This window comes from Oceanicaulis sp. (assembly GCF_051859625.1).
In the GTDB taxonomy this organism is placed as follows: domain Bacteria; phylum Pseudomonadota; class Alphaproteobacteria; order Caulobacterales; family Maricaulaceae; genus Oceanicaulis.
Genome location: NZ_JBHYFH010000001.1, coordinates 150,708 through 171,956, shown reverse-complemented (window position 1 = coordinate 171,956; position 21,249 = coordinate 150,708). Strand labels below are relative to the sequence as shown.

The following is a 21,249-nucleotide window of genomic DNA, read 5'->3' as shown; positions in this document are numbered from 1 at the left end:
ATGACCCAAGCGCTGTATGCGCCCTGGCCTGAAACCGCGCGTCGCACCTGGGGGTGGGGCGCGGTCGGCTTGATGGTGGCGGGGTATGTCGCGTCGTCCGTGCCGGTGCTGGTCGGGACGATCATCTACACCATCGTCCTGACGGTCTCGTCAGGCGAGACCGACCCGCTGGCCGCCCAGCAGGCGCTGAACGAGAACACACTGACCGTGCTGCTGCCGCTGATGCTGTTGCAGTTCATCAGCTGGGCGGCGATGACGCTGCTATGGGTGAAGCTGTTTGAGCGCCGCCCGCTCTCGACGATCGGCCTTGAGGGACGGGGCTTTTTCGGGCGCTACATTCTGGGCTTGCCGCTGGGGGTGTTTCTGGTGGTGCTGGTCAGCGTGGTCGCGGCCCTTCTGAGCACGGGGGCGAGCATGGCTGACGCCGACAGCCTGGGCGCGATGGAGGTCACCCGCGCGATCACCCAAACCGCCCTGATCGGATATGCGGCGCTGTTCGCGGGGTTTCTCATCCAGGGCGGGGTGGAAGAGCTGGTCTTTCGCGGCTGGCTGATGAGCGCGCTGACCGCGCGCTGGGGCAAACCTGTCGGCGTCTTTGTCGCCAGCTTCGCCTTCGCGCTCCTTCACGCCCATGTCTTCATCTCGGGGCTGATGTTCGGCGTGCTGGCGCTGTCGGGCATCGGGCTGACCGGGCTTGTTTTCTCGCTGACCGCATTGTGGCGGCGCTCCATCGTCGAGGCCGCCGCGGCTCATGGCGCGTTCAACGCGGTCGCCGTCATCGCGCCGACCTTCGCGCTCCTGGCGTCCGATCCCGATCAGACGATCAAGACCGCCGTCGCCCAGGTGTTCAGCTCCGCAACCGGCCTCGCCGGCGCGGATTCCGTCAGCCTTGGCCCTGAAACCTACGCCCAGCTCATCGCCATGGGCGGGTTGAGCGCACTGATGCTGATCGGTCTGATCATGCGCGGGCGGAAGGGGTGAGCGCGTCCAGCGCTACCCCGCCAGCTTCTTCTGACGCGCCACATCCCGCTCCAGAAGCGGTTTGAGATAGCGGCCGGTCCAGCTGGCCTCGACCTTGGCCACCTGTTCTGGCGTGCCGCAAGCGACGATCTCGCCGCCGCCCGAGCCGCCTTCAGGGCCCAGATCCAAGAGCCAGTCGGCGGTCTTGATGACGTCGAGATTGTGCTCGATGACGATCACCGTATTGCCCTGATCCACCAGCTCGTGGAGCACTTCGAGGAGCTTGCGCACATCTTCAAAGTGCAGGCCGGTGGTGGGCTCGTCGAGGATGTAGAGCGTCTTGCCGGTGGAACGCTTGGCGAGTTCCTTGGACAGCTTCACCCGCTGGGCTTCGCCGCCTGACAGCTGGGTGGCGGGTTGGCCGACTTTCAGATAGCTCAGCCCCACCTGTTTGAGCGTCTCCATCTTGTCGCGCACGGACGGGACCGCCTTGAAGAAGTCGGCGGCCTCCTCGACGGTCATGTCGAGCACGTCGGCGATGGATTTGCCCTTGAAGGTCACTTCCAGCGTTTCGCGATTGAACCGCGCGCCATGGCAGACATCGCACTCCACATAGACGTCGGGCAGGAAGTGCATCTCGATCTTCACCACGCCATCGCCCTGGCACGCTTCACAGCGCCCGCCCTTGACGTTGAACGAGAAACGGCCCGGCTTGTAGCCGCGGGTCTTGGCTTCCGGCAACGAGGCGAACCATTCACGGATCGGGGTGAAGGCGCCGGTATAGGTGGCGGGGTTGGACCGCGGCGTACGCCCGATCGGGCTCTGGTCGATATCGATGATCTTGTCGACCTGGTCGAGCCCTTCCACCGTGTCATGGGGCAGGGGCACGGCGGAGGCCTTGTTCAGGCGCCGCGCCGCCGCCTTGTAGAGCGTCTCGATGGTCAGGGTGGATTTGCCGCCGCCCGATACGCCGGTGACGCAGGTCATCACGCCCAGCGGATAGGCGGCGTCGATGTTCTGAAGATTGTTGCCGGTCGCGCCCTTCACGGTGACCGCGCGTTTCAGGTCCACCGGGCGGCGCTGTTCCGGCACCGGCACCATGCGCTTTCCGGACATGTACTGACCGGTCAGCGATTTGGGGTTCGCGGCGATCTCCGCCGGCGTGCCCGCCGCGATCACTTCGCCGCCATGAACGCCCGCAGCGGGGCCCAGATCGACCACATAATCGGCCGTCTCGATGGCTTCTTCATCGTGTTCGACCACCAGCACGGTGTTGCCCAGATCGCGAAGGCCGCGCAGGGAATCCAGAAGCCGCGTATTGTCGCGCTGGTGCAGGCCGATGGACGGCTCGTCCAGCACATAGAGCACGCCCGTCAGACCCGAGCCGATCTGGCTGGCCAGACGAATGCGCTGGCTCTCCCCGCCCGACAGCGTGCCGGAGGCGCGGCTGAGCGTGAGATAATCCAGGCCCACATCGACCAGGAATCTCAGGCGGTCGCGGATTTCCTTGAGGATGCGCCGCGCGATCTCCTGCTCCTTGGCCGACAGCGTGTCTTCCACCGCTTCAAACCAGCGCAGCGCCGCCTTGATGGATTTCTCCCCGGCGATGGAGATGTCCGCGCCGTCGATCTTCACCGCCAGCGCTTCGGGCTTCAGGCGTTTGCCGTCGCACACATCACACGGCTGGGCGGACTGAAAGCGCGCCAGATCCTCGCGCACCCAGGTGGAGTCCGTTTCCCGCCAGCGCCGCTGCAGATTGGGCATCACCCCTTCAAACGCCTTGGAGGTGGTGAACTGGCGCAGCCCGTCCTCATAGGTGAACTTGATCTTGTCCTTCGTGCCGTGGAGCACGATCTTGCGAAAGCTGGCGTCCAGATCGCGCCAGGGCGTGTACATGCTGGCGCCGTAATGGTCGGCGATGGCCTGCAGGGTCTGCTGATAGAGCTTGGAGGTCGCCCGGCTCCACGGCGCCACGGCGCCGTCATACAGCGACTTGTCGCGATCGGGGACAACCATGTCCTCATCAAATTCGAGACTCTGGCCCAGCCCGTCACAGGCCGGGCAGGCGCCGAACGGATTGTTGAACGAGAACAGGCGCGGCTCGATCTCTTCAATGGTGAAGCCGCTGACCGGACAGGCGAATTTTTGCGAGAAGATGATCCGCTCGCCCGTCTTGTGATCGCCGTGATCAGAGGCGAACTCCGCCATGGCGATGCCGTCGGCGAGCCTGAGCGCGGTCTCCAGGCTGTCGGCGAGGCGCTGTTCGAGCCCCTCCTTGGTGACCACCCGGTCCACCACCACATCGATATCGTGCTTGAATTTCTTGTCGAGCTCGGGCGCCTCTTCCAGCGCATAGAACTCGCCATCCACCTTCACGCGCTGGAAGCCCTGTTTGAGCAGCTCGGCGAATTCCTTGCGGTATTCGCCCTTGCGGCCGCGCACGATGGGCGCCAGCAGATAAAGCCGCGCGCCTTCGCCAAGCGCCGTGATCTTGTCCACCATCTGCGACACGGTCTGCGCCGAGATCGGCTCGCCGGTGGCGGGCGAATACGGCACGCCCACCCGCGCCCAGAGAAGGCGCATATAGTCGTAAATCTCGGTCACCGTGCCCACGGTGGAGCGCGGGTTTTTCGAGGTGGTCTTCTGCTCGATCGAGATGGCGGGCGACAGGCCTTCGATGGAGTCCACATCGGGCTTGCTCATCAGCTCCAGGAACTGACGCGCATAAGCGGACAGGCTTTCCACATAGCGGCGCTGGCCCTCGGCGTAGATGGTGTCGAAGGCGAGCGAGGACTTGCCCGATCCCGACAGCCCCGTGAACACGATCAGCTCGTCACGCGGCAGGTCCACCGACACGCCTTTGAGATTGTGCTCGCGCGCGCCGCGCACGGAAATGGTTTTGAGCTTGTCAGTCATGGGTGACGCAAAGTCCTTAGCTGGCGGCCGGGCCGGGCGGGCGTATCGGGCGTTACTTAGGGCTCCGCCGCGTCTCTATCCACCGTATAGGCGCCGACAGCGGCGCCCGGCGATGGACAGGAGAGGCGGGATAGGCTTCGTTAACACCCGACTCGCGCCTTAATTGACGCGCGGAACGGAATGTGAACAAATACGACGCGAAAGACAAGCGGGAGACGCGGTATGGCTGGTTCTGTAAACAAGGTGATCCTGGTGGGCAATCTGGGCGCCGACCCTGAAGTGCGGCGCCTGAATTCCGGCGATCCGGTCGTGAACCTGCGCATCGCCACCTCGGAAAACTGGCGCGACAAATCCACCGGCGAACGCCGCGAGAAGACCGAATGGCACAACGTCGTGATCTTCAACGACAACCTGGCCAAGGTCGCGGAAAACTATCTGAAGAAAGGCTCGAAGGTTTACATCGAGGGCCAGCTTCAGACCCGCAAATGGCAGGACCGCGACGGCAATGACAAATACACCACCGAAGTGGTGCTGCAGCGCTATCGCGGCGAGCTGACCATGCTGGACGGCCGCGGCGAAGGCGGCGGCGACCGTGCGGGCGGCGGCTATAACAACAACCAGATGGATGATCGCTCCGGCGGCGGCCAGGGCGGCTACAACCAGGGCGGCGGACAAGGCGGCGGTCAGCGCAGCAACGCCCCGCGCGAGGATTTCACCTCCGACACCCTGGACGACGACATCCCGTTCTAGGGTCTGTCCGCGAGACGAAACTGAAAAGCCCGGCGCAGCGCGCCGGGCTTTTTGTTTGAGACGGTCGCCGTCTTTAGCGCAGCAAGGCGTTGCGGATGGCGTCGCGCTCGGCGTGGGTGACGCCGACCACCTCGCGCAGATAGGTCTGCACATCGCCATGATCAGTTTCGATCTGGTCGAACATGGCGCGGATATAGTCGGGGTCCGAGGCCATGAAGGGCGCAATCACCTCTGGCGGCAGCTGGGTGAAGGCGTACATGGGATCTTCGGGGTCGATCTCGGTGGACTGATGGCTCTGCATCTCGGCCATATAGTCCACATAGTCGTCAGACAGGGCGTAATCGGCCACGATGGTCTCGCGATCCACCTCCAGAAGGCTCAGCAGCAGCGCCGCCGCGACGCCCGTGCGGTCCTTGCCCGCCGAACAATTGAAAGCCAGGGGCAGATCGCCCTCGGCCAGACGGTCAAACATCACCGCATAGCGGTCAGCGAACTCGTAAGGCGTCTGACGATAAAAGCCCATGAAGGCCTGGCGGGACCGCTCCGCGCTCATCTCGCCGTCTGCAAACGCGCTCATGAAGGCGGACGGATCCATCTCATAATCCCAGGCGACATAGTCGATTTCGCCGGCCTGCCAGTCCGTCGGCTCGTTATCGCGTTCGGACGCGGCGCGAAAATCACAGATGACGCTGATGCCGAGCCCCGACAGATAGCGGTAGTCATTGGCGGTCAGGCTGTTCATCACGCCCGAGCGATAGATCTTGCCCCATTGAACGGTCCGCCCGTCGCGGGTCTGGTAGCCGCCCAGATCGCGGAAATTGCGGCCGCCTTCCAGCGGCAGCAGGCGCAGGGCCGTGACGGTTTCAGCGCCGGTTTCGTCGCGGAGCAGGAAATAGGTGCGGTCTTGCGTGTCAGAGCGGGGCATCGTGTGAGTCCCATCTGAGTCGTTCTCGCTGACAAGTTGTGCGTCGTCGCCGCTCGGCGAGCGGGCGACATAGACGTCGACCGGCGTTTCGGCGGTCCATTCGATCACATACTGGTCGGTCTCCAGCGTGGCGCTGGCGTTTTGGGGCGCGGCCGTCAGGGCGAGCGCGAGGGTCAGGGCGAACATGTCAGCTCCTTATTTGTTTTGAGAAAAGAAACGGCGCGCCAGACCCCTGCCTGGCGCGCCGTGGGTCTTGGATCAGAAATCCAGGCGCACGCCCGCCAGGAAGCGGCGGCCATAGCCTTCCACCTGGTTCGGCGTGGCGCGTTGCCCGGCGTAGCGGACATCGACTTCGTCGGTGAGGTTGTTGGCGTTGGCGAACAGGGTGACCGCCACGCCGCCCGGCGCGGTGGGCAGGCTGTAGCGCAGCGAGGCGTCCAGACGCTGCTGGGCGTCCCAGTATTCCGCCAGGGAGTCGTTCTCGGTCGTCGACAGCCAGGCGTCGCGATACTGGTAATTCAGGCGGGCGGAGAGGCCGAAGCGTTCGTAAAACACAGACGCGTTCCAGATCATGTCCGAAGCGCCCGGCAGTGAGAAGGTCACGCCCGACTGGGTTTCAAACTCACTGTCCAGCAGGGTGAGGTTGGCCGAGGCGCCGAAGCCGCTCAGCGCTTCAGGCAGGAAGCTGGCCTGGCCGATCAGGTTGATCTCGAGGCCGGAGAGCGAGCCGTTGCTGCCGTTCACCGGGCCGGACAGGGTCCAGACTTCACCCGCCGCGCTTGGCAGATAGACGCCGCCGTCAATACTGGTGCTGTCAGAATAGATGACATTGTCCACAGTGCGGTGGAACACGCCGGCAGACAGGATGCTTGCGGGGGCGAAATACCATTCCAGCGCCAGATCGCCGCCCCAGGTGGTTTCAGGGTCAAGCGTTGGATTGCCGCCCGCCACGGTCTGGCTGGTGGGGTCGACCGAGGCGCTGGCGCGCAGTTCGTTATAGGTCGGGCGGCTGATGCCGGTGGACGCCGAAGCGCGGAATTTCAGCGTATCGGTCAGATCGAAATTGAAGTGCAGGCTGGGCAGCACGGTGACGTAATCGTCTGAATAGGCGGTCTGCAATTGCGGGCCTTCGGACGTATAGTCGGTGTGCTCGACGCGGGCGCCGAAGACGACGCTGCCGCGGCTGAGTTCAACGGTCGCCATGCCGTAAAACGCGATGATGTCTTCTTCCAGCGCGATCAGCTGATCGTCCGCCGGCGTGACGGCCAGCCCGCCGGCGGCGTCAGACCAGGCCTGACGCAGGCCTTCATTGTCGTAATAGGTTCCGCCAATGGAATTGTTGAAGTCCGACCGCCAGGGCGTGCCGTCATCAAAGCTCGCGATATCGACACTGGCGGGGAAGCCGCCAATCGCTTGCGTGACGCCATAGCCGGTGGCCTCGCGCGCGTCATATTGCAGGCCGAAACCGATGACGCTGTCACGTCCGAACAGGCTGACATCGCGTTCGACATCGCCTTTCAGCTTGTAGCTTTCCGTATCGAGGGTCGCATCGACGACCAGGCCAAGCGTCGCAGCATAGCTGAGGGCGTCCAGACCAATCTCAGTCTGGCTGAACGGCGCGAAGACGTTCAGCTGCGGGTCTTCGACATTGGTGATGTCATAGCTGACCGCAGCCTGACCCGCGGCGGAATAGGGGATGGGCAGGAAGGTGCTGTTGCGCGTCTCGGTATAGTTGAGCCGCCCTTCCATCCGCCAGTCGCCGAACTCGCCGTCCAGGCCCAGCGTGTTGGTCCAGGTAGAGTTGTGATACCGGCCGTCTTCCAGCAGGCGATTGACCAGCGCCAGCGGCTGATAGCCGGTGTCGCCGGGCGCCACGGCGCCGCCGATGGCGCCGGCGCCGCCCGCCAGATCAAAGACGTACTGATTGCGTTGTTCGCGATCGATGAATTCGCTGAAGAGCGTGGAGAAGAAGACCCGGCTCACCGCGCCATCGGGGCGGAACTCGGCTGTGCCGCCATAGGCGTTGTCTTCGCGCTCGACGATGTAATTGCGGAAGTCGACTTCGTTCAGGATCAGCTCGCCGGAGCTGTCCAGCTCCAGATCAAACTCGCGATTGTCGGTGATCTGCTTGCGGCGATTGTGAGAGCCGAACACCACCAGGCCGAACTGGTCGCCAGACCAGGAAGCGCGGAAATTATACTTGTTGATCGGGCCGCCGCCCAGTTCCTGCTCGCCATAGCCTGCTTCGCCCGAGGCGGAAAAACCCTCCCGGTCAAACGGGTTGAAGGTGTTGATATTGATGAAGCCTGAGACCGCTTCGCCGGGCATGTCAGGCGTGATCGCCTTGTTGGCTTCCACTGATGAGGTGATCACGGACGGGAAGGAGTCAAAGCGCGGAATGCGGCCGTTCTCGGCGCCCAGCACGTCAATGCCGTCAAAGGCGATCGCGGTCCAGCGGAAGGGCGCGCCCCGGAAGTTGATGAAGCGCGCCTGTCCCTGGTCGCGCTCAATGGCGAGGCCCGGCAGGCGGCCCAGGCTGTCAGCCAGGTTCTGATCGGGGAAGCGCCCGATCGTGTCGGCGGCGATGATGTCGGCGACATTGTCCGCCGCGCGCTTCTGATTCAACGCTGCAGCCTGGGAGTCGCGGATCGGCGTGCCGGTCACCCGGATCACATCAACGGTTTCATCGGTGGTCGCCGATTGCGCCATGGCGGGCGCGGCGGAGAAGAGAACCGTCATGGAGACGGTGGAAATCAAAGCGCTACGAAACATGGTTTCCCCCTTGAGCAGCGATTGGAACGCATGGGGCTCATGCCAAATATATACACTTGTACGAAGTGAACTTTTGATGGAGGATTGATGATGCTTTGGTGTTCAAATCCAAGACACTTTTATAAGTACTTGTAATTAAACAAGTTAAAGGCGCACTTTTTGACGTTTTTATAACCGCGTAATGGTTTGAAGGGGGTGGTTGGGTTGGTGGTGTATACGAATGTGCAACACGTGTTCGGCGCTGGAATCTGCCGTGTCGCGGGACTATGGTCCGCGCATGAAGCGCTTGAGAACTGATTCAAAGGGATCCGCCGCGTCGCGGTTGATCGACGCTGCGGCCCGTCTGGCGGCGGAAGGCGGGGTCAAGGCCGTCACCACGCGCGCCGCGGCGCAGGCCGCCGGCACCAGCGCGTCGGCGGTGACGACCGCGCTTGGCGGGCGGCAGGAGCTTCTGGTCGCGGTTTTCGAGCATGCAAGAGCGCAAGCGCTGGCGCGTGATCAGGCGGCGCTGGCGGATTTGAGCGGTCTTGGCCTGACGCCGTGCATGATGGGGGACTGGCTGTCCGCCTATCTCTATGCCGAGGCGCATGAGGGGCGCGGCGGTCTCTTGCTGCGGCGGGAGATGTATCTGCAGGTCGGCCGGATTCCCGAATTGCTGCCGACGGCCCGGCTCTGGCGAGACCAGGATCTGGCGTTCGCGCGCGCCGTGCTGGAGCTGTTTGGTGTGGATGCGGAAAAGGCCGGGGTTCTGGTCGAGGGGCTGCACGCTCTGGTCGGACTGTTTCCGGTCGTGACGCCCTCGATCAGCCGGACCGCCTGGGCGCAGCAGGCGATCCGGCATTTCTGTGCGCGGCTCTGCGAAACCTCGCCGCCATCTGCGCCCTGGCGGCCTTTGATCGAGGCGCGCGCGGGTGAAATGGCGGCGTCCTTTTATGAGGACGAAGCCCTGTCGCCACAGGCTGAGCTTATACTGGAAGCCGCGGTGCGCTTGCTGGCGCATGTGGGGGCGGCGGGCCTGTCGCATCGGCAACTGGCCTCGGAAGCCGGCGTGCCGCTTTCGGCGACCACCTATTATTTCAAGAACCGCGAAGCGATCCTGGAAGCGACGTTCAAGCGCGTCTATTCAGGGCTGGCCTCGGAGGCGCGCGAGATCACGCCGCAAATGAGTGCGATCAGCATCGACCAGCTGTCCGAGGCCAGCTCAAGCATTTCGCTGGATGCTCAAGGCGGGCTGAGCGCTCCGATGGTGGTCATCGACGAGTTGCTGGCCGCGGCCTTTCGCGACCCCGAGCTGGAGCCGTTCGCCGCGCACATCCTGTCGTCCCGGGGGCAGACCACCGCCTTGATCCTCCCCCATCTGACCGGAGTGACGCTTGACGACTGGGTCCGAGAGGATGCGTTCTTGCTGTCCTTGCTGGGATTGTCATCCATGAGCGCGCTGCAGGTTCTGCCTGCACAGGCCCGATCAGCCGCCGCACGGGACTTCTACCGTGACCGTCTGCTTACGCTATTGCCCAGGGCTTAGGGCGTGAACCAGTTGAGCATGGCGGTAGTCTGGCTGCCGCTGGGCTGGGCCGCGCCGCCGATAGTGGCGATTTGTGATCCCACCGTGACCGCGCCCAACCCATGCCGCGGCGTGGGCATGCGGCCCATCTCGGTCCAGGCGTCGGTTTGCGGATCATAGCGCCAGACCTGGGCGTAGACGCCGCCGCCGGAATTATCAAACCACTCGCCGCCAAACACATAGAGCGCGCCATTGACGCTGGCGGCGGCGAGGCCGCCGGCGCCGCGCGGCCCGGCTTCAGGCGCGGGCAGGGGCGCGCGGGTCTCCCAGCTATCGCTTTGCGGGTCATAGGCTTCATGAACCGGCGTGTTGCCGCCTGTCACGGTGCGCCCGCCCACCACATGCAGGCGCCCGTCCAGCTCTGCGCCCGCCGCGGAATTGCGCGCGGTGGGGGCGGGGGCTGCGACCGACCAGGTCTGGGCGGCGGGGTCCATGACGATATGGGCGTTGGTGTCGGCGTGATCAGACCAGGCCTTGTTTGACAGCCCTGCCGGGCGGCGGCCGGTGACCACGTGCAGACGCCCGTTCATCGCGACGGCCACCGTCTCGGCGTAAGGCTCGGCCATGGGGGCGCCGTTGCGCCAGCGATTGCGGTCCGGATCATAGACCCGTACGCCATTGCTCATCGCCCACATCCCGCCGGTCTGCGCGGTGAAACCGCCGACGGCGTAGATCAGGCCCTCAAGCCCGACCAGATTGGGGTGGTGCAGCGGCACGGGCAGGCGCGCCCGCTCCCGCCAGCGATTCGCGCCGGGCGCCAATGAGAAAACACGATCCGAGACGCCGATCCGGTCGCGCCCCACATCCGGGCTCAAGCCGCCCGCCACATACAGCACGCCGTCAAGGACAGCCGGATAGATTTCCTGAACGCGCAGCGGCAGGTCGGGGCCGGCGCGCCAGGGCGATGCGCCCGCGGCCTGACCGAAAGCGCGGCCTGGCAAGGTCAGAGCCAGGCCGGCAGCGCCCAATCCGGCGAATGTCGCGCGCCGGGTCAGCATCAATGCGCCGCCTCGACCACGCCGCAGACATGGCGCGCGCCAGCGCCGCCAATGGGCTGGGTCGAATGATCGTCTTCATTGTCATGGATGACGAGCGCGGAGCCGTTGTCGTCCAGCAGGGCCGGGGCGTCATATTCGCCATTCAGGCTGACGCGGTCCGTGAACAGCTGAGCGCGCAGTACGCCGTCTTCATGCACATAGATATTGGGCAGGTCGGCGTTGTCCGGGCCTTCGGGGTTCAACAGGCCGTGGCTGCGACCTGACGGATTGATATGGCCGCCGGAGCTGGTGAAGTCCGCGTTCGAGCAATCGCCGATCATATGCAGGTGTACGCCGTGCCAGCCGGTCGCGCTGTCAGGCAGGCCGTCCATCTCGATGGTGATCAGAACACCGGTCGGACCTTGCTGGAGGCGGGCCTGGCCAATTTCGTTGCGCTCCCGGTCGATCAGCGTGGCGTGCGCTTGCATCGCGCCGGACATGCTCTCGGCATGATGGTCGGCGGCGAGCGCGGGGGCGCTAAACGTCGTGGCGGCGAGGGCTGTCGTCAGGGCGAGACTGCGAAGGGCGCAGGTCATGAGGCGTCTCCTTTGAAAGCTACGCTATCAACGTAGGCGGCGTCGGGCGCGATGCGACCCTTAGAGCGGCAGTCTGTGATGATTTTCAACAAAAAACAGGCCAGGTCGCAAATCTGTCGGAAATCGGTGGAGGCAGCCGCGCACCGTGTTTGCCGCCTGTCTCTGGCCTTGCTAGACATAACCCTTAACCGTGCGCAGGTGATTCACGCCTTTTGGGGTGAACTGCGACCGACCGACGCCTCTTTACGCGCGCTGTCCCGCTTGGCGAAGACAGGCGCGCGCCAGCCAGGACGAAACGACTTTGAGCGATTTGCCCCCTGAAACGCCCATGGATGAAGACCTGCCCGCCGCTCCGACCGGCCCGATGGTGTCCATCGAAGACGAGATGAAGCGCAGCTATCTCGATTACGCGATGAGCGTGATCGTCAGCCGCGCCATCCCAGATGCGCGAGACGGGCTGAAGCCCGTGCACCGCCGCATTCTGTGGGCCATGCATGAGGGCGGCTACACCAAGGACAAGGCGTACAAGAAATCCGCCAACGTGGTCGGCGACGTGATGGGTCGTTATCACCCTCACGGCGACAGCGCGATCTATGACGCCCTGGCGCGTATGGCGCAGCCCTTCTCCATGGGACTGCCGCTCATGGACGGCCAGGGCAATTTCGGCTCCATGGACGGCGATCCGCCCGCCGCCATGCGTTACACCGAAATCCGCATGGACCATCCGGCCGAAGCGCTGCTGGCCGATATCGACAAGGATACGGTCGAGTTTCAGGACAACTATGACGGCTCCAAGCAGGAGCCGATCGTTCTGCCGGCGCGTTATCCGAACCTGCTGGTCAACGGCGCTGGCGGCATCGCTGTGGGCATGGCCACCAATATCCCGCCCCATAACCTCAACGAGGTGGTGGACGCGACCATCGCTCTGCTCGACACGCCGGACATCACCGATGTGGAGTTGCTGGAATTCGTGCCGGCGCCGGACTTCCCCACGGGCGGCGAGATCATCGGCCGCTCCGGCGCCCGCAAGGCGCTGCTGGAGGGTCGCGGCTCGGTCATCCTGCGCGGCAAGACCTCGATCGAGGATATTCGCCAGGGCCGTGAAGCCATCATCATTCACGAAATTCCCTATCAGGTGAACAAGGCGTCGATGATCGAGAAGATCGCCGAGCTGGTGCGGGAAAAGCGCGTTGAGGGCATTTCCGATCTGCGCGACGAGTCCGACCGTTCGGGCGTCCGCGTCGTCATCGAGCTGAAGAAAGACGCCAACGCCGAGGTGATCCTGAACCAGCTGTATCGCTGGAGCCCGCTGCAAACCTCGTTCGGGGTGAACATGCTGGCGCTGATCGGCGGTCGCCCGCAACAGGCGGGGATGCGCACCTTCCTTGAGACCTTCATCAGTCACCGCAAGGAAGTGGTGGTCCGCCGCACCAAGTTTGACCTCAAGAAAGCGCGCGACCGGGCGCACGTCTTGATCGGTCTGGGCGTGGCTGTCGCCAATATCGACGAAATCATCGCCATGATCCGCAAGGCGCCCGACCCGCAGACCGCGCGCCAGCAATTGCGTGACAAGGCCTGGCCGGCCAAGGACATCGCGCCGCTGGTGGAGCTGGTGGCTGATCCGCGCTCGCGGATCAAGGATGGCGAGATCCGCCTGACCGAAGAGCAGGCCAAGGCGATTCTGGATCTGCGCCTGCACCGCCTGACGGCGCTGGGCCGCGACGAGATCGGCGATGAAGCCAACAAGCTGGCCGAGACCATCGCCGAGCTGCTGGAAATCCTGCGCAGCCCGACCCTGATCCGCGACATCATCCGCAATGAGCTGCTGGACGCCAAAGCCAAGTTCGGCGTGGAGCGTCGCTCGATCATTATCGAGGGCGATCTGGGGATTGAGGATGAAGATCTGATCCCGCGCGAGGACATGGTCGTCACCCTGACCCATGGCGGCTACGTCAAACGCACGCCGCTCTCCACCTATCGCGCCCAGAACCGCGGCGGCAAAGGCCGCGCGGGCATGGCGATGAAGGATGAGGATTTCGTGGCGACCCTGTTTGTCGCGTCGACCCATGCGCCGCTCTTGTTCTTCAGCTCTGACGGCATGGTCTACAAGACCAAGACCTGGCGCCTGCCGCTGGGCGCGCCCAACACCAAGGGCAAGTTCCTCACAAACCTGCTGCCCAGCCTCAATGAAGGCGCGTGGATCACCTCGGTGATGGCGCTGCCCGAGGATGAGGATCAGTGGAGCGAGTATGACGTGATGTTCGCCACCACGGCGGGCACGGTGCGCCGCAACAAGCTGTCGGACTTCGTTCAGGTCAACCGCAATGGCAAGATCGCCATGAAGCTGGACGAAGACGGCTCCGAAATCCTGGATGTGCGCCTGTGCAACAAGGATCAGGACGTGCTGCTGGTGTCAGCGGCCGGCCGGGCGATCCGCTTCTCGGTGGAAGATGTGCGCGTCTTCGCCTCGCGCAACTCCACCGGCGTGCGCGGCATTCGCCTCAAAGAGGGCGATCGCCTGATCTCCATGGCGATCCTGAACCATATCGACGTCACCACGGATGAGGCCCGCGCCTATATGAAGCACGCCAACGCCATGCGGCGTGCGGCCGGGCTGGACGAGGACGACGCCGTCGTCAGCACGCCGGAAGACGGCGAAGCGGCGGCGGAGGTGGCGCTGAGCCCCGAACGCATCGCCGAGCTGGGCGCCGCGGAAGAGTTCGTGCTGACCGTGGCCCAGGACGGCTTGGGCAAGCGGTCCAGCGCCTATGATTACCGCGTCATGGGACGCGGCAATCAGGGCGTGGCCGCCCATGACATGAGCAAGGTCAAGGAGCTGGCGGCGTGTTTCCCGGTCATCGACGGCGACACCGTGATGGCGGTCACCGATGGCGGTCAGCTGATCCGCTTCCCGGTGGACACTGTGCGCATCGCCGCCCGCGCCACCAAGGGCGTGCGGCTGATCCGACTGGCGGAAGGCGAAAAAGTCGTGTCTGTTGTGCGCATCGCGGAAAGCGATGACGACACCGGTGTTGATGAAGGCGATGAGGGCGAAGCCCCGGCGCCGGATGCGCCGCAGGACGAGCAATAGACCGAGCCAAGACCTTACGGGCTTTGGGGAGTACGCCATGAAACGCCGCGTCGCGCTGTATCCGGGGACTTTTGACCCGGTGACCAACGGCCATCTCGATATTATCGGCCGGGCTGTGAAGCTCTATGACAAGCTGGTGATCGGGGTGGCGCGCAATGACGCCAAGAACCCGCTCTTCAGCTTTGACGAGCGGGTCGAGATGGCGCGTGAGCTGGCGGAATCCGTGGCGGGCGACACCGAGATCGAAGTGTTGCCGTTTGAAGGCCTTTTGATGCATTTCGCCGAGAAAGTCGGCGCCAGCTCGATCATTCGCGGTCTGCGCGCGGTGTCGGACTTTGAGTACGAATTTCAGATGGTGGGGATGAACCAGCGCCTGAATGCGGATATTGAAACCGTGTTCCTGATGGCCGATCCACGCCATCAGGCGATCGCTTCGCGCCTGGTCAAGGAAATCGCCAAGCTGGACGGGGACATCACGCCTTTCGTTCCCGAATTGGTCAAAGCGCGTTTGATGGAGAAGTTCGTCTAATGGCCCAGTGCGCCCGTTTGTTCGCCACCGCCTGCCTGTCCGCCTTGATGTTGACGGCGTGCGCGGAAGCTGAAACCGACAGCCAGACCCAGGACGCGGCGCCAGCAAGCGAAGCGACTGAGCCCGCTGCGCAAGAGCCGGTCGCAACGCCGGGCGCTGACATCATTGCGGATGCGCCTGACAGCGCCTGGCGGACGGTGGACGCTGAAGACCTGATCCACATGGTGACCAGCAAGGGCGAAGTATGGATCGAGCTGCAGGACGAGTTCACGCCGGTCCATGCCGCCCGTGTGCGGGAGCTGGCCGAAACCGATTGGCTCGACTGGAAAGTCTTTCACCGCGTCATCGACGGCTTCATGGCCCAGGGCGGCGGAGCTGTGGACAATCCCAGCATTCAGGCGCCGTTTGATCCGATCCAGGCGGAGTTCGGCATTCGCCGCGATCCCAACGCCATCATCGTCAATGAGCTTCAGGAACGCCGCGCCACCCGGGACGGCCCCATGGCCCAGGCCGGGTTCTGGGACGGCTTCCCCGTCGGCACCCAGCCGTCAGCGCTGGCCGGCATCGTCGCCGATGGGCGTGTGGAGAGTTGGCTGCTTCATTGTAACGGCGCCGCGGCCATGGCGCGCACCAATGATCCCAACTCCGCCAACGCCCAGTTTTATATCGTGCGGGGCGAAGCCGAGCATCTGAACACCCAGTACACCGTCTGGGGCAAGGTGCGCGTCGGGCAGGATGTGGTGGACAGCCTGAATGTCGGCACCCAGGGGCAGACCCTGGGGTTCCGCCCTGACATCATTGAAGAGTTCGAACTGGCCCGCGACATGACCGATGCGCCCACGGTGCAGGTCATGGACACGCGGTCCCCCAGCTTCACCGCCTATCTCGAAGCGTTGGCGGCCAGCCGTGATAACGGCCGCCTGCCGGATATTTGCGCCATCGACGTGCCTGTGCGCGTCCTCGATTAAGAACCCATCCTCCAAAGGAGACCGTCGTGTCCGACGCCAAGCAAGAACTCGTGTTCACCCTGGAAGGCGGCGATGTCGTCATTCGCCTGCGCCCCGACCTAGCGCCCAAGCATGTCGCCCGGATCTCTGAGCTGGCCGCTGACGGCTTCTATGACGGTCTGACCTTTCACCGTGTGATCGATGGCTTTGTCGCCCAGGGCGGTTGCCCGAACGGCAATGGCATGGGCGGCTCAGGCCAGAATATCGAGGCTGAGTTCAGCGAAGAGCCGCATGTGCGCGGCACCATGTCCATGGCGCGCGCCATGGACCCCAATTCCGCCGACAGCCAGTTCTTCATCTGCCTGGACGCCGTGCCGTATCTCGACAACCAGTACACTGTCTGGGGTGAAGTGATCTCCGGCATGGAACACGTAGATGCGCTGCCCAAGGGCGAGCCGCCCGCCGAGCCGGGCAAGATCGTCAAGGCGTCCGTGCGCTAGATCTGGTTTCTGCGATGATGTGTGAAACGGGCGGCTCTCAGAGCCGCCCGTTTTCGTTGTGGCGATCAGTCAGGCCTCGCACCGCTCCACCAGCGTGAAGACGGGGCGGTGATCAGAGCCTGCGTCGGGCGCAGCGCCGGTCTGGGAGGCGCAGAGCCCGTCACTGACCCAGATATGGTCAATCCCCAGCATGGGCAGAGGGATCAGGCGTTTGGACGGCCAGGTCCGTAAGCCATGGGTGACGCGTCTAAGCGGCGCCAGCGCCTGTGTCAGCGCCCGCATCGAAAACCCTTTCTCTGCGGTATTGAAATCCCCCGCCACGATCTGGGAGTGCTCAGATTGCGCTGCGATCAGCGCGGACAGGCGTTCACGATGATACTGGTAGAGGTCCGGGCGTGTCGGGCGGGCGAAATGGGTGCTGGTCAGCCGCAGGGGCGCGCCCTGGAAGTCGATCTGCATGAAGGCGATGGGCACGGTCCGGTATTCATCACAGCCCTGATCCAGCACCGGCAGGCGAGAGATCATGGTCGCCCCCCAAGGACAGCGCACCTGATAGGGATAGGCATCCTGAAGGCTTGCAGGGACATATTGCAGCGCGCCGCCGGTTTCCTGAAGGAAGACCAGGTCAAAATCGCCGTCGCGCAGGAAGGTGATGGCGGCGTCCGGGTCGCGATTGAGGTTCCACAGATTGAATGTGACGAGCCGCAGGGCCTCTCCGGTTTCACTGCGCGGCGGCAGACTGTCTGGATGCGGGCGAAGCTGGGCGTAGGGAAAAGCCAGAACGATCAGCAACGCACTGGCGGCGAGGCCGACACGGCGCAGCAGCGTCAGCCCTGTGGGGCGCAGGACAAACAGCGCCGTTCCCGCCAGGGCGCCGGCTGCTGCAGGCACGGGCCAGATCATGTTGAAGACGTCGGCTTTGGGAAAATAACTGCCGGACATCAACACGCCATAGGTCAGCGCCAGGCACATGCAGGCTCCCAGACATGCCGTGTATGCGGCAAGGCGATAGACCGCAGTCAATAAGGGGGGCGGTTGAAGCATGTGGGATTTATGTCCGGGTGTCTGGCGGGCTGGCGTTGCTATGCGTATATCACCGCCAGCTTGAAGGAATGTTATGACTCAATTGCGACTGACCGATTTTGATTTTCACCTGCCCGAGGACCGGATCGCCTTGCGTCCGGCGCGTCCGCGCGACAGTGCGCGCCTGTTGCAGGTGAAGGATGGCGGATTGTCGGATCTGGGCGTTCTTGACCTTCCGGACCTGCTCGAACCCGGTGATCTTCTGGTTTTCAATGACACCCGCGTCATTCCGGCGGCGCTGACGGGCGTGCGCCCGGCCCGCGCTCATGGCGGCGGCGGTGATGTGGAGATCGAGATCAATCTGCACAAGCGTGACGACGAAGCCGTCTGGCGCGCCTTTGTGCGTCCCGCAAAGCGCCTCAAAGAGAACGATACGCTGCAGTTCACAGGCGGGCTGACCACTAAGGTGTCTGAGAAGCGCGAGGGCGGCGAGGTCGTGCTGACGTTTGATCGCGCAGGCGTTGAGCTCGATAAGGCGATTGTCGAGGCGGGCGCGCCGCCGCTGCCGCCTTATATCGCCTCAAAGCGCGCCGCCGATGCGGCGGACCTTGAGGACTATCAGACGGTCTATGCCGCGCCGGACAAGGCGGGATCCGTGGCGGCGCCGACCGCCGGCTTGCATTTCACCGATCGCTTGTTTGACGCGCTTGATGCGCGCGGGGTCAAGCGCACCCATGTGACGCTGCATGTGGGGGCGGGCACGTTCCTGCCGGTGAAAACCGATGATCTGTCCGAACACCAGATGCACGCGGAATATTATGAAATCAGCGAACAGACGGCGGAGTTGATCAACCAGACCCGCAAGGCGGGCGGCCGCATCATCGCGGTGGGCACCACCTCGATCCGCACCCTTGAAAGCGCCGCGGAGGATGACGGCACGGTCCGCGCCGAAGCCCGTGACACCGCGATCTTCATCACGCCGGGTTACCGGTTCAAGGTGATCGACGCGCTGATGACCAATTTCCACCTGCCCAAATCCACGCTTTTCATGCTGGTCAGCGCGCTGGCGGGGTTTGAGGAGATGCATGCGGCCTACGATCACGCCATCCGTGAGCACTACCGCTTTTTCTCCTACGGGGATTCCAGTCTGCTCTGGCGCAAAGGCTAGTCCTGCGCGCCGCAAACGCCGCCCGTATCCACCTCGTCATAGCCCTGACGGCTGAGATAGACCGCGCAGCCGCAGGCGAGATCGGGATCCGCTTTCACGGTGGCTTCGTCATCCAGCACCATCAGGCACAGATATTCGTATTCGTCTTTCATCATGGCGGGCTCCTTTGTGTTGAGCCCATCCTGCGCCTGCCCTGTGATCACGGTCCAATCGATAGTCTGTGTAGTTTGTAGTGAGCCGGTCTATGGTGCGCTCAGCTGATAATGGGACATGCGTCATGACGGCGAGCTGGACGGAATGCAAAGCAGGGAGCGGCGTCTACCGGGCGGTCTATGACTGCCCGGCCTTTGGCGAGGTCAATGCGCTGGCCGTGAAGCTGGGGGAGCTGGAAGTGGGCGTGATCAGCCCGCCGCCGGATCCAGATGGCGCGTATCTCGAGGCCTTGAGCCATCTGGGACGCGTCACCGCCCTGATCGCGCCGAACGCGGCGCATACTTCGGGGCTTGCGAGCTGGAAGGCGCGCTGCCCGGACGCGGTGATCTATGCGGCGGACGCCGTGACGGCGAAAGTGTCCAAGGCGTGCGCCGCGCCGGTTCAGCCCATCTCCAAGCTGGTATGCCCGGACGGGGTGAGCGTCTACTCGGCGCCGGGCGTGTCGAGCGGCAGCCTGTTCATGGTCTCGGCTCGTGGCGGCAAGGTCTTCGTCTATCTTGATGAGCTTGTCGTCTGGATGACCGACTGGCCGCGCAACTGGCTGTCAATAGCGCTCTATTTCCTGACGGGGACCCATCCCGGCCTGACCCTGAACGCCCTCTTCCTGCATGTGTTCGGGCAGGACAAGCTCGCACTCCTCAACCATGCCGAAAGGCTGGCGGGCAAGGCGGACGTCATTTGCGGCGCGCACGGGAGCCTTGTTGAGACCATCGAGGATATCAACAGGGTGCAATCCCTGATCCGGGCCGAGCGAGAGCGCCGCGATCAGGGTCGATAGCGCGTTCCCGGCTTCTCCCGCGTACGCAGCTTGGCGGTCAGGTTCGCGAATTCTGTCAGAAGCGGCCGGGTCTCGGCGGGATCAATGATCTCCTCGATCCAGAACCGCTCGGCGGTTTTGAACGGGTCGGAGAGGTCACGCATCCGCGTGCGCAGCTCTTCTTTCAGCGCTTCGGGGTCTTCAGCTTTTTCCAGCACGGATTTGAACGCGGCCTCCACACCGCCTTCGAGCGGCAGGGAGCCCCAGTCGCCGGACGGCCAGGCATAGCGATAGCGAAAGCGGGTATGGTCCATCATCGCAGCCCCCGCCACGCCATAGGCCTTGCGGATCAGCATGGTGCACCAGGGCACGCTGGCTTGATAAATGGCGGATAAAGCGCGCGCGCCATGACGGATCGTGCCGGCGCGCTCGGCCCGGGTTCCAATGACAAAGCCCGGAACGTCCACAAAATGCACCACAGGCAAGCGGAAGGTTTCCGCCAGGTCCACAAAGCGGATGATCTTTTGCGCCGCTTCCGCTGTCCAGCCGCCGCCATAGACATTGGGATTGCTGGCGAGCACAGCGACCGGCCAGCCATCGAGGCGGGCGAGGGCGGTGATCACCGAGCTGCCGAAATGACGGCCCATCTCAAACACGCTGCTCTGATCGAGCGTCGTATTGAGGATGGCGCGCATGTCATAACCGAAGCGCTTGTCGCGCGGCACGATCTCACGAAGGCTTTCGTCAATGCGCGCGGGATCATCGCTGGGCGGCGTGCGGTCCGCCGCATCGCCCGCCATGTCGGGCAGATAGGAAAGAAACCAGCGCGCCGCCTCCATGGCGTCCGCTTCGCTGGCGTAGGCGTCGTCCGCGGCGCCCGCGGCGAGCTGCAGGTCCGATCCGCCCAGCTCTTCCTTGGTGACATGCTCGCCCACGCCCGCCACCACGGGCGGCCCCGCGATGAACATTTGCGACTGGCCTTTGACCATGACGCAATAGTGCGACGATACCGCCCGCGCCGCGCCTAGACCCGCCACGGGGCCAAGCGCGAGGGAGACTACAGGCACGCGTTCGAGATTGGCGACCACCTGATCCCAGGCCGGATTAAACGGCACATAGCTGGCGCCCATGTCGAGAATGGATTTGACCGAACCGCCGCCGCCCGTGCCCTCGATCAGACGGATCAAGGGCAGGCCCAGCTCGCCCGCCATCTTCTCGGCTTCGACCTGTTTTTCGACAATGGCTGCGTCCGCCGCGCCGCCGCGCACGGTGAAATCATCCGCTACGACCGCCACCGGGCGCCCGCGCACCGTGCCGCGTCCGAAGATGCAATTGGCCGGAGAGAAGCCCTCAAAGCCGCCGTCTGCATTTGTGCGCGCCTTGCCGGTGAGCGAGCCGATTTCCCGAAAACTGCCCGGATCAAGCAAAAGATCCAGTCTTTCCCGAACGTTGAGCCGGCCTGCAGCCTTTTGACGGGCGAGCTTTTCAGCTCCGCCCATGTTATGAGCCAGCGCCTGACGCTTGCGCAAATGGGCGATTTCGTCTTTCCAACTCACTCAAC

The 21,249-nt window shown here is 63.9% G+C and carries 17 protein-coding genes; 9 read left to right on the top strand and 8 right to left on the bottom strand.

Annotated elements, in window-relative coordinates; translation table 11 throughout:
* Window positions 1–981 carry a CPBP family intramembrane glutamic endopeptidase gene (locus ACTIGF_RS00830; protein WP_439635062.1) on the top strand — a complete coding sequence of 327 codons (981 nt, stop codon included), beginning with the start codon at window positions 1–3 and terminating at the stop codon, window positions 979–981.
* A gap of 12 nt (window positions 982–993) precedes the next feature.
* Here the strand turns inward: ACTIGF_RS00830 and uvrA are convergent, their stop codons facing one another.
* Window positions 994–3,876 carry an excinuclease ABC subunit UvrA gene (uvrA, locus tag ACTIGF_RS00825; protein ID WP_439635061.1) on the bottom strand — a complete coding sequence of 961 codons (2,883 nt, stop codon included), beginning with the start codon at window positions 3,874–3,876 and terminating at the stop codon, window positions 994–996.
* 222 nt (window positions 3,877–4,098) lie between these two features.
* On the opposite strand from uvrA, the gene ssb reads away from it, so the two are divergent.
* Window positions 4,099–4,626 (top strand): single-stranded DNA-binding protein, encoded by a 528-nt coding sequence (gene ssb, locus ACTIGF_RS00820; protein WP_439635060.1) that lies wholly within the window; start codon window positions 4,099–4,101, stop codon window positions 4,624–4,626.
* Between the two features lie 73 nt (window positions 4,627–4,699).
* Here ssb and ACTIGF_RS00815 read toward each other — a convergent pair whose 3' ends face one another.
* Together ACTIGF_RS00815 and ACTIGF_RS00810 are read right to left on the bottom strand one after the other, a co-directional pair.
* Window positions 4,700–5,737: a tyrosine-protein phosphatase gene (locus ACTIGF_RS00815; protein WP_439635059.1), complete on the bottom strand. Its 1,038-nt coding sequence runs from the start codon at window positions 5,735–5,737 to the stop codon at window positions 4,700–4,702.
* 72 nt (window positions 5,738–5,809) lie between these two features.
* Complete coding sequence (locus ACTIGF_RS00810; RefSeq protein ID WP_439635058.1) at window positions 5,810–8,323, bottom strand: TonB-dependent receptor; 2,514 nt, start codon at window positions 8,321–8,323, stop codon at window positions 5,810–5,812.
* Between the two features lie 277 nt (window positions 8,324–8,600).
* Between ACTIGF_RS00810 and ACTIGF_RS00805 the strand changes: the two genes are divergently transcribed.
* Window positions 8,601–9,848 carry a TetR family transcriptional regulator gene (locus ACTIGF_RS00805; protein ID WP_439635057.1) on the top strand — a complete coding sequence of 416 codons (1,248 nt, stop codon included), beginning with the start codon at window positions 8,601–8,603 and terminating at the stop codon, window positions 9,846–9,848.
* On the opposite strand, the gene ACTIGF_RS00800 is transcribed toward ACTIGF_RS00805, so the two are convergent.
* Together ACTIGF_RS00800 and ACTIGF_RS00795 are read right to left on the bottom strand one after the other, a co-directional pair.
* Window positions 9,845–10,885, bottom strand: a complete 1,041-nt coding sequence (locus tag ACTIGF_RS00800) for a Kelch repeat-containing protein (RefSeq protein ID WP_439635056.1) — start codon at window positions 10,883–10,885, stop codon at window positions 9,845–9,847. The two genes, ACTIGF_RS00805 and ACTIGF_RS00800, sit on opposite strands and share 4 nt — an antisense overlap.
* On the bottom strand, window positions 10,885–11,460 hold the full coding sequence (locus ACTIGF_RS00795; RefSeq protein ID WP_439635055.1) for a superoxide dismutase family protein: 576 nt from the start codon (window positions 11,458–11,460) through the stop codon (window positions 10,885–10,887). Before ACTIGF_RS00795 ends, ACTIGF_RS00800 begins: the two co-directional genes overlap by 1 nt.
* Window positions 11,461–11,788: 328 nt before the next feature.
* Here ACTIGF_RS00795 and gyrA point away from each other — a divergent pair, with 328 nt between their 5' ends.
* From gyrA to ACTIGF_RS00775, 4 genes are read left to right on the top strand one after another with little or no spacing between them, the layout of a single operon-like run.
* Complete coding sequence (gyrA, locus tag ACTIGF_RS00790; protein ID WP_439636634.1) at window positions 11,789–14,551, top strand: DNA gyrase subunit A; 2,763 nt, start codon at window positions 11,789–11,791, stop codon at window positions 14,549–14,551.
* A 37-nt stretch (window positions 14,552–14,588) separates the two neighbouring features.
* A complete protein-coding gene (gene coaD / locus ACTIGF_RS00785) occupies window positions 14,589–15,080 on the top strand; it encodes a pantetheine-phosphate adenylyltransferase (RefSeq protein ID WP_439635054.1) in 492 nt (163 codons plus the stop codon).
* Window positions 15,080–16,048 (top strand): peptidylprolyl isomerase, encoded by a 969-nt coding sequence (locus tag ACTIGF_RS00780; protein ID WP_439635053.1) that lies wholly within the window; start codon window positions 15,080–15,082, stop codon window positions 16,046–16,048. The genes coaD and ACTIGF_RS00780 overlap by 1 nt, the downstream gene beginning before the upstream one ends.
* Window positions 16,049–16,074: 26 nt before the next feature.
* Window positions 16,075–16,527: a peptidylprolyl isomerase gene (locus ACTIGF_RS00775; protein WP_439635052.1), complete on the top strand. Its 453-nt coding sequence runs from the start codon at window positions 16,075–16,077 to the stop codon at window positions 16,525–16,527.
* A 69-nt stretch (window positions 16,528–16,596) separates the two neighbouring features.
* Here the strand turns inward: ACTIGF_RS00775 and ACTIGF_RS00770 are convergent, their stop codons facing one another.
* On the bottom strand, window positions 16,597–17,499 hold the full coding sequence (locus ACTIGF_RS00770) for an endonuclease/exonuclease/phosphatase family protein (RefSeq protein WP_439635051.1): 903 nt from the start codon (window positions 17,497–17,499) through the stop codon (window positions 16,597–16,599).
* Between the two features lie 154 nt (window positions 17,500–17,653).
* Between ACTIGF_RS00770 and queA the strand changes: the two genes are divergently transcribed.
* On the top strand, window positions 17,654–18,718 hold the full coding sequence (gene queA / locus ACTIGF_RS00765; protein ID WP_439636633.1) for a tRNA preQ1(34) S-adenosylmethionine ribosyltransferase-isomerase QueA: 1,065 nt from the start codon (window positions 17,654–17,656) through the stop codon (window positions 18,716–18,718).
* Here the strand turns inward: queA and ACTIGF_RS00760 are convergent.
* Window positions 18,715–18,873 (bottom strand): hypothetical protein, encoded by a 159-nt coding sequence (locus ACTIGF_RS00760; protein WP_439635050.1) that lies wholly within the window; start codon window positions 18,871–18,873, stop codon window positions 18,715–18,717. The two genes, queA and ACTIGF_RS00760, sit on opposite strands and share 4 nt — an antisense overlap.
* A 122-nt stretch (window positions 18,874–18,995) precedes the next feature.
* On the opposite strand from ACTIGF_RS00760, the gene ACTIGF_RS00755 reads away from it, so the two are divergent.
* The gene (locus ACTIGF_RS00755) at window positions 18,996–19,709 is read left to right on the top strand and encodes a hypothetical protein (protein WP_439635049.1); all 714 of its coding nucleotides are present in this window, start codon (window positions 18,996–18,998) and stop codon (window positions 19,707–19,709) included.
* On the opposite strand, the gene ACTIGF_RS00750 is transcribed toward ACTIGF_RS00755, so the two are convergent.
* A complete protein-coding gene (locus tag ACTIGF_RS00750; protein ID WP_439635048.1) occupies window positions 19,697–21,244 on the bottom strand; it encodes an acyl-CoA carboxylase subunit beta in 1,548 nt (515 codons plus the stop codon). The genes ACTIGF_RS00755 and ACTIGF_RS00750 overlap by 13 nt on opposite strands.
* Window positions 21,245–21,249 lie beyond the last annotated feature (5 nt).